Raw genomic sequence first — 7,889 nt, 5'->3', positions numbered from 1 at the left:
GCGGTGGCCCCACCCACTCCCGGCAGTGCGGCGCACAGCCCTGCCAGCGGTGCGGGGGGTCGTCCCCCCGCGGGAAGCGCGGCCGGGCGTGGACGTCGTGGGGGGCCTGCTGCTGGCCCTCGGGCTCGGGCTGCTGGTCGCCGCCGTCTACAACCCCGAACCGCAGGAGGCGGCCCTGCCTCCGTGGGGCCTGCCGGCGCTGGGCGCGGGCGCCGCCGTGCTGGCGGTGTTCGTGCTGTGGGAGATCAGGTCCCGGACGCGGCTGCTCGACCTGTCGGGCGTGCGGCGGGGGCCGCTGCTGGCGACGCTCGGCGTGAGCCTGCTGTCGGGCGCGGCGCTGATGGTGACGCTCGTGGACGTCGTGCTGGTCGCGCAGACCGTCCTGCACAAGGACGCGACGGACGGCGCGCTGCTGCTCACGCGGTTCCTCGTGGCGCTGCCCGTCGCGGCGGTGGCCGGGGGTCTGGTCGCCCGGCGGGTGGGGGAGCGGTGGCCGATGGTCGTGGGGATGGCGGTCTCCGCCGGCGGCTACCTGCTGATCGCCGGCTGGCCGGCCGATCTGGCGGGGGCGTCGTACGGCCCGCTGCCGAGGATGGACGTCGACCTGGTCGTGACGGGGCTCGGGCTCGGCCTGGTGATCGCGCCGGTGTCGTCGGCGGTGCTGGCGTTCGTCCCGGCCGCGCGGCACGGCGTCGCGTCCGCGGCCGTGGTCGTCGCGCGGATGATGGGGATGCTGCTCGGGATCTCCGCGCTGACCGCGTGGGGCTTCCACCGGTTCCACGCCCTCACGGCCGACCTGAAGCCGCCGCTGCCGTTCCTGATGTCCAAGGGCGAGTTCGCGAAGCAGATGAAGGTCTACGAGGCGGCCCTCCAGGACGCGCTGCGGACCGAATACCGGGAGATCTTCTGGATCACCGCCGGGATGTGCCTGCTCGGCGCGCTGCTCGCCCTGGCCGCCGGGACGGGCCGGGACGCGCGCTCCGAGGCCCCGGCCGCCGCCCGGATTCGGTCCTCGGCCCCGCATAACGGCCCGGAAACGGGAGATGATTCGGCCACCGGTGACGTGCCGATCAACGAGCGCGGGAATATCCTGGGAAAAGATGGCTAAAGGCCTCTTGCCGGGAGGGCATGCCCCGGGGAGGTGAACGCGGATGCGCAGGTCCGGCATCGGCCGAGGAGGCCCGCCGCTCACGCGGCTGCGCCGGCGCCTCGGCCTGGAGCGCAGTGAACTGCGCCGTCCGGTGGACCGCGTCCAGCGGACGGTCGCTCTCGGCCTCCTCCTGCTGCTGCTCGGCGTCGCCCCGCCGCTCGCCGCCTGGACCGCGTCCCTGTCCTACTCCGCGGGGACGCGCGCGGAGAACGCGGAGCGGGCCGACCGCGGCCAGGTCGTCGCCACGGTCACCTCGACCGGCGGCCTCGGATCCTCCGGCGACCGCTACATCCACGAGACGGTCCAGGCCACCTGGCCGGGCGCGGACGGCAGACCCCACGCCGGGTCCCTGCCCGCCTGGAAGGACGCCAGGGTCGGCGCGCACCGGACGATCTGGGTGGACCGGCACAGCGAACCGACCGTCCGGCCCCGCCCGCACAGCCGCACCGTCACCGACGCGGTGTACGCGGCCGGCGCCACCGTGCTCGGCTGCGCGCTGCCCGTCCTGATCGCCTACGCCCTCGTCCGGCGCCGCTGCGACCGGCACCGCGACGAGCTGTGGGAGGCCGGCTGGGCGCGCCTGGACGCCGCGGGCCACAACCCGCGCTCCTGACGCCCGGGTCCGCGGGCGCCTACGGCGCGAGGAGGGCGCGGGCCGTCTGGACGAGGACCGCGTTGTCGGCGGCCGGAGAGCCGTCGGGGAGTTCGAGGGTGTCCTCCAGGCCGATGCGGACGTCGAGGTTCAGCCTGACGGCGAGCCGCAGCACCGGCCACGCGCCGCCGTCCTCGCCGTGCAGCAGGATCGGGCGCGACAGGCGCGTGCCGAGGTCGTGCAGCAGCGCCTTGGCGGTGTCGGTCGCGGTCTCCGGGTCGGTGTCGGTGATCTCCGCGAGGATCCGCAGCACGTGGTGGGCGTGCGGCCAGCCGAGGAACCGCGCCGCCGCGTCGGTGCCGGAGAAGATCCCCGCCTCGATCGCGACGCCGCGTTCGAACAGCGCCTCGGCGACGAGCTCGGCGCCCTCCTCGTGGAAGTTCACCGAGGCGTGGTCGGGCAGGACGGTCCAGGAGCGCACCAGCGCGGCGCGCTCGACCGGGTCGGGCGCGGCCCAGGCGCCGGTGGTCACCCCGACGGGGATCGACGGGGTCGCGGCGCGGACGGCGGCGATGGTCTCGGCGACGCGGGGCGCGGCGAGGGTGTCGGCGCCCGCGTCGTCCTTGGGATGCAGGTGGGCGTCCTGGGCGCCCACGTCGGCCGCGGCGCGGACCGCCGCGGCGATCTCCTCCGGGGACGTCGGCACGCCCTCGGTCCGGCTTCCGTTGGGGCAGACCTGCAGCATGGACCCGATCATCTCAGGTCCGGATCAGGGCGTGATCACGCAGGGTCCCCCGCCGCACACGTCCACGACGGCGCCCGTGCTGAGGAAGGCCGCCTTCTGCCGGCGCGCGTCCGCGTTGCCGCGGGGGTCGGAGTGCGGGTCGCGTCCCTCGGTGGGGGGCGTGTTGGTGAGCGGCGGGACGGGGGAGCCGCTGTCCCACACGACCATGGCGGAGCCGTCGTAGGACGTCCCGAACGTCGGGATGCCCCAGTAGGGCGTCTTGTCCGGGCTGCGGCCGGGGACGACGGTCGGCGCGTGGACGCGGGCGCCGATCGTGCGCGCCTCGACCTCGGCGGCGACCGGGGCGACCTGGTGGTCGCCGAACGCCACGTGCATCAGCACGCGGTGCTTCGGCGTGTTCGGCAGCGGGTCGTCGGTCATGTGCCAGGCGTAGCCGTTGGCCTCGCCCCGGTCCCACAGCATCTGGATGAGCGCGAGGCCGATCTGCTGGTCGAGCTTGTCCGGGTAGAACAGGTCGAGGATCTTGGCGTACTGCGGGAAGTCGGCGCTGCGGTTGAGCAGCGTGCTGTAGTTCATCGCCGGGACGCCGAGGACGGCGCGGCGGACGTCGGGGGAGATCGCGGTGAGCGCGCCGCCCATGATGCCGCCCTGGCTGTTGCCGTCGTAGGTCAGCTCGGCGCCGGTGTCGATCAGGGGCGCCCCCGCGTCGTCGCGGAACGCCTTGTTCCCCGCGAACCCGCGGGTCATCGCGCGTCCGAGGAAGGTGAAGTTCACGAGGCTCTGCTGGAGGCGGTCGGCGACCGTCCGGAAGCGGGAGAGGTCGGCGAGCGCGGTCACGACGTTCGGGACGTCCTCGTCCGCCATGCCGATCCACTTGGTCGCGCAGAACACGAAGCCGTGCTCGGCGGCCATCGCCTTGACGTTGCCCGCGTCGACCTCGCCCTCGCTGCCGAGCAGGCCGTGCCCGTAGAGGGCGGGGCGCGCGGGGCGGGCGAGCGCCGAGCGCGGGATCTCGCACTGGAACGGGACGGCCTGGGAGTTGCCGGGCAGTCGCGAGGGCATGCCGTCCGCGCCGCGGTGCAGGGCCGATCCGGGCGGCCCGCCGTACTGGTCGAGGTAGCTCGGCGCCCAGACGACCCCCTTCACCTCCCGGGCGATTCTGTCGTCCACGTCGTCGGTCATCTGCGTGACGAGGAACGAGGGGGAGCGGTCGCCGAGACCGCGCAGCGCGTCGTCGCGCATGCGGAGCACGGGCCCGGTGAGGCTCTGCCGGCTCGCGACGGTGAAGTCCCAGGCGAGGTACAGGCCGTCTTGGCCCACTCCGCGGGCCCGGAGCGCGGCGAGGACCCGCCTGCCCTCCCGCTGCCGCGCCGCGAGCGGGTCGGTCGCCGGCAGGTCGGGCCCGAGTATTTTGGCGAACGCGGCGTTCGGCCGGATCAGGTCTCCTGACGCGTCGCGCAGGTCGCGCAGCGCGACGGCGTAGCGGTGGCCCTCGCGGAAGTTGCGGGCCGGGCGGACGATCAGCGCCCGGCGGTCGGCGGGCGCGTTCGCGTCGAGTTCGGCCCAGTACGGCCAGCGCTCGCCGGTCGCGGTGTCGACGATGACGATCGGGGCGTCGTCGCGCAGCGAGGCGCCGATGTCGGTGACGGGCGCGGCGCCGGTGCGGGCCAGGTCGAGGCCGGGGACGCGGCTGAGCAGCATCGAGCCGGGGGAGAAGCCGTCGGCGCGGTTCCAGTCGTCCGGCGACACGGGCACGCCGAGCGCGTTCTTCAGCGTCGTGCGCAGGTGGACGCGGCGGCCGGTGGGCGTGCCGCCGTCGGCGACCGTGTAGTAGTCGTTCGGGAACGGGAGCAGGCACGCGGCCGGGTCGATCGGGTCGCAGCCGTCGGCGGCCTGCGCCGCGGCGGGCGGTGCGGCGGCCGGTCCGGTCAGCAGCGCGAGGGACGCGGCGAGCGCCGCGAATGCCGACAGGGTGCGCAGGGGGAGACGCAACGTCCACCTCCGGAAGAGCCGCGGCGTTAGCGGGATCTTGGTCTCAGCGCACGCTCAGGTCAATGGGTGTCCGGAAGTGGTCAGCGCGCTTGTCGGTCGAGGTGGGGCCGTGGGAGCGCAGGACGACGGGCGCGCCGAGCGCGTCCTCGATCGTCTCCACCGGGTCGCCGAGCGGGGCGTACACCGGGCGCGCCGCCAGGAGGCGGCGGGTGAGGGCGGCCTGGCGGTCCAGGTCGGGCGGTCCCGTTTCCAGGCGCCCGACCCGGCCGCCGTCCATCTCGTAGGAGTGGCAGACACGCAGGTCTGGACGCGCCCCCGCGACGTCCAGGTGCGTGACCGCCAGGCCGTCCACGCCGCCCGCCACCTCCAGCGCGTACCGGAGCGCCACGGCGTCGAGGTGGCCGACCCGGAACGCGCCCTGCCAGCGTCCCGTGCCGTTGTGCGGGTCGGGGAGGTCCGCGGTCAGCGCCGGGTCCTCGGTGACGAACGGCCCGGGGCCGTGGCGGGTCGCGTACGCGCGCAGCACCCCCAGCCGCGCCGCGGACGCGCCCGCCTCGGCCAGCAGGGTCTCGGCGTTGGCGAACGTCGTCGTCGACCACGTCGTGTACGGGTGGAAGCCGTGCCACTCGTCCAGCAGGACGCCCTGGGCGCCCTCGAACACCGCGCTCCCGGCGCGGAGGAGCGCGGGCAGGTGCCCGGGGCCGACGATCCGCACCCGCTCGGCGAACGCGGTGAACGCCTCGGCGCACGCGTCGGCGCCGGGGACGTCCTCGCCGTCGGGGAACGCGGCCCGGTACCAGTCGCGGACGGCGGCGAGCCGGCGCCGCAGCCGGGCGGGCGACAGGCAGTCGGACGCCCGCGGCGCGTCGTCGTGTGCCAGGGCGTAGGACGCGGTCTCGCCGACGCCCATCCCGCACGACCCGTGCCGGGCCGCGCCGCGCGCCGACTCCCGCGCGCGGTTGGCGGCCCGGTGGTAGGGCGTCGTGAGCAGCGCGTCCCCGTCGACGGTGAGCCGGTCGAGCGCGTCGGGGACGCCCAGCGCGCGCAGGTGGTCGGCCTCGGACGCGAGCGCCAGCGGGTCGACGAGCATGAACCGCGACAGGTGCGTCAGCACTCCCGGCGTGAACGTGCCCGAGCCGAACTGGGCGAACGTGTGGTGCCGCCCGTCCGGCGCGACGACGTTGTGCGCGGCCTGCGCGCCGCCGTTGAACCGCACGACCACCTCTGCCGCACCGGTGCGGCAGAGGTGGTCGACGACCGTGCCCTTGCCGGCGTCCCCGAAGCCGAGGTCGACGACGATCACGTGGCCCATGGATCAGAGCCGGGTCGTCGCGGACGGGCCGGAGGCGTCCAGGCCGGGCGGCGTGGAGGAGACGGCGACCGGCGCGCGGGCCGCGTCCAGCCGGGCGAGCGCGCGCGACACCGAGGCGCCGGCGCCCGAGCCCGCCTCCGCGAGGTGCTCCAGCCCCTCGCCCAGGTCGATGGCGTCCTCGGCGAGGCCGATCGTCAGCGCGATCGTCTCGCAGACGGCGTCCAGGTCGTCCAGGTAGAGCACGTTCTGGCCGAGCAGCCCCTGCCAGAAGTCCTTCAGCTCCTGGTTGCCGGCGTGGTAGGCGCCCTCCGGGATGATGAAGTACACGTCGTACTTCGTCTGCAGCTCACGGACGAGCTTCGCGATCGGGACGTCCTCGTCCGGCTCGCCGCCGATCAGCGCGGCGATCTCGCGCCGCTTCGCCTTCGGGTAGGCCAGCTCGTCACCGATCATGAACAGGTAGCCGCGCTTGCCGCGCTTGTCGAAGCAGTCGATCGCGGTGTGCCGCGCCATGAAGTACATGGCCAGCTCGTAGGACTCGCGCATCTGGCCGCCGCCCCCGCCCTCGAGCAGGATCCTGCCGAGGTCGTCGTCCATCCGGTTGTCGGCCTCGAACTGCCCGACCTGCAGCGGGGCCCGGTCGCAGGTCGCGTCGCCGACCGCGCCGAACAGGATGTGCGGGTGCTCGACGTACCCCTTGCGCAGCAGCAGCCCGAGCAGGTCGGGGAGCTTGGCCTGCAGCGTCCGCGGGACGGTCCCCATCGAGCCGGTCACGTCGAACAGCACGCCGATCGCGAGCGACTCGGGGTGGTCGGCGGAGTCCCGGCTCTCGCGGAAGGTCACGCCGCGCGGGTCCAGGTCGGGGTGGACGGCGGTCGCGCCGCCGTCGGAGTAGGCGAACGCGCTGGCGCCGGTGGACGCGCGGTAGCTCGCGCGCGCGGCGTAGACGTCGGTGGACCAGTTTCCGCTTCCCATGATCTCTCTCCTTCAGTGGGGGGCGGGCATGTGGAAGGGGCGGAAGCGGCGCGGGCCGTAGAGCCGCTCCAGCAGCTCGTCGAACTCGGCCAGCAGCCGCCAGGCGTCGGCGGGGCGCCGGTTCTGCGCCGGCAGCGTGCAGCCGCGCGCGAACGAGCGCATCGCCTTCGGGGCCTTGTCGCCCATCAGGCCGGTCATGCACCGGGCGGCCATGAAGATGTCGGTCGCCGGGCTCGCGGCCCGCCGTCCGGGCACCTCGGGCGGGTACCAGCCGGCGTACCGGTCGACCATCGCCGGCACCCGGCCCGAGGGGTCGGCGTGCGCGTGGCAGCCGGGGACGGAGTAGCACCAGTCGACCAGGACCAGGCCGTGCTCCTCCGGGTGGATCATCACGTGGTCGGGGAGCACCGCGCCGTGCAGGACGCCCGCGCGGTGCGCGAAGCCGAGGCCCGCGAGCAGCCGCCGCCACATCCAGGCGGCGTCGCGCGGGTCGACGCCGTCCGGGAAGGCGCGCCCGACCTCGGCGAGGCTGTGGAAGCCGTCCAGCGCGGCGATCACGTTGACCTGCCGCTGCGTCCCGGTGGCGGCGTCCCGGTGCCGGAACGACTCGACGAGCCGCGGCACGTAGGGCAGGAACCGGGCGTCGCCGTCCTTCGGAAGCTGCCGGAGCGCCACGGCCTCGCGTTCGAGCAGGTCGCCGTCGGCGGGGTCGCGCGGCATCTTCAGCAGCACCCGGCGGCCCGGCTCCGGGCGCGCCGCGTACAGCACCGCGAGGTCGCCGCCGATGGGGTCGCCCTCCAGCCGGTACGCGTGGCGGCGCGTGGTGATCAGCGTCTCGTCGCCGCGGTTGTAGGCGCGCCAGAGCGAGGTCAGCCTGACGAACGCCTCCTCGGTCCGGCCGCCGCCCGCGTCCGGGTGGACGAGCCGGGCCAGCCGCCGGTACCGCCGCACCGCCTCCGCCTGGTCGTCGCCGAACAGGTCGGCGGGAACGCGGGCCCGGCCGAGCCGCGCCAGCGCGTCCTCCAGTTCCGTCTCGCTCATCTGTGCTCCTTGTGGGGGGCCGACCCCCCAGGCCCCCGGTTCGCTTCGCTCATCTGTGCTCCTTGTGGGGGGTGGGGCGGCC

At 75.0% G+C, this 7,889-nt stretch carries 7 protein-coding genes; 2 read left to right on the top strand and 5 right to left on the bottom strand.

Translation table 11 applies throughout. The annotated features are described in order from the left end of the window. Positions 1-88 precede the first annotated feature (88 nt). Together AB0C69_RS34100 and AB0C69_RS34095 are read left to right on the top strand one after the other, a co-directional pair. Positions 89-1,108, top strand: a complete 1,020-nt coding sequence (locus AB0C69_RS34100; protein WP_360359097.1) for an MFS transporter — start codon at positions 89-91, stop codon at positions 1,106-1,108. A gap of 43 nt (positions 1,109-1,151) precedes the next feature. Beyond that, a complete protein-coding gene (locus AB0C69_RS34095; protein WP_360359095.1) occupies positions 1,152-1,763 on the top strand; it encodes a hypothetical protein in 612 nt (203 codons plus the stop codon). A 19-nt stretch (positions 1,764-1,782) separates the two neighbouring features. Here AB0C69_RS34095 and AB0C69_RS34090 read toward each other — a convergent pair whose 3' ends face one another. Genes AB0C69_RS34090 through AB0C69_RS34070 form a run of 5 tightly spaced genes read right to left on the bottom strand, consistent with a single transcriptional unit; the run spans position 1,783 to position 7,807 of the window. Continuing rightward, the gene (locus tag AB0C69_RS34090; protein ID WP_345174583.1) at positions 1,783-2,487 is read right to left on the bottom strand and encodes a 3-keto-5-aminohexanoate cleavage protein; all 705 of its coding nucleotides are present in this window, start codon (positions 2,485-2,487) and stop codon (positions 1,783-1,785) included. 24 nt (positions 2,488-2,511) lie between these two features. Next, positions 2,512-4,479 carry a hypothetical protein gene (locus AB0C69_RS34085; protein ID WP_360359093.1) on the bottom strand — a complete coding sequence of 656 codons (1,968 nt, stop codon included), beginning with the start codon at positions 4,477-4,479 and terminating at the stop codon, positions 2,512-2,514. A gap of 43 nt (positions 4,480-4,522) precedes the next feature. After that, positions 4,523-5,791 (bottom strand): adenylosuccinate synthetase, encoded by a 1,269-nt coding sequence (locus tag AB0C69_RS34080; RefSeq protein ID WP_360359091.1) that lies wholly within the window; start codon positions 5,789-5,791, stop codon positions 4,523-4,525. A gap of 3 nt (positions 5,792-5,794) precedes the next feature. Beyond that, entirely contained in the window at positions 5,795-6,766 is a 972-nt protein-coding gene (locus AB0C69_RS34075; RefSeq protein WP_360359089.1) for a hypothetical protein, read from the bottom strand. Positions 6,767-6,778: 12 nt separating this feature from the next. Next, on the bottom strand, positions 6,779-7,807 hold the full coding sequence (locus AB0C69_RS34070) for a molecular chaperone DnaJ (RefSeq protein ID WP_360359087.1): 1,029 nt from the start codon (positions 7,805-7,807) through the stop codon (positions 6,779-6,781). Positions 7,808-7,889 lie beyond the last annotated feature (82 nt).

The sequence above is a fragment of the Actinomadura sp. NPDC048032 genome, assembly GCF_040653175.1.
Taxonomy (GTDB): Bacteria; Actinomycetota; Actinomycetes; order Streptosporangiales; family Streptosporangiaceae; genus Spirillospora; species Spirillospora verrucosospora.
The sequence above is the reverse complement of the archived record's forward strand: the minus strand, read 5'-3'. Positions and strand labels throughout refer to the sequence as shown.

What these genes read in the sequence shown, in the direction of transcription:
- AB0C69_RS34095 (WP_360359095.1), top strand. Translation starts at nt 1,152, where the DNA reads ATGCGCAGGTCCGGCATCGGCCGAGGAGGCCCGCCGCTCACGCGGCTG.
- AB0C69_RS34070 (WP_360359087.1), bottom strand. Translation starts at nt 7,807, where the DNA reads ATGAGCGAGACGGAACTGGAGGACGCGCTGGCGCGGCTCGGCCGGGCC.
- AB0C69_RS34075 (WP_360359089.1), bottom strand. Translation starts at nt 6,766, where the DNA reads ATGGGAAGCGGAAACTGGTCCACCGACGTCTACGCCGCGCGCGCGAGC.
- AB0C69_RS34080 (WP_360359091.1), bottom strand. Translation starts at nt 5,791, where the DNA reads ATGGGCCACGTGATCGTCGTCGACCTCGGCTTCGGGGACGCCGGCAAG.
- AB0C69_RS34090 (WP_345174583.1), bottom strand. Translation starts at nt 2,487, where the DNA reads ATGCTGCAGGTCTGCCCCAACGGAAGCCGGACCGAGGGCGTGCCGACG.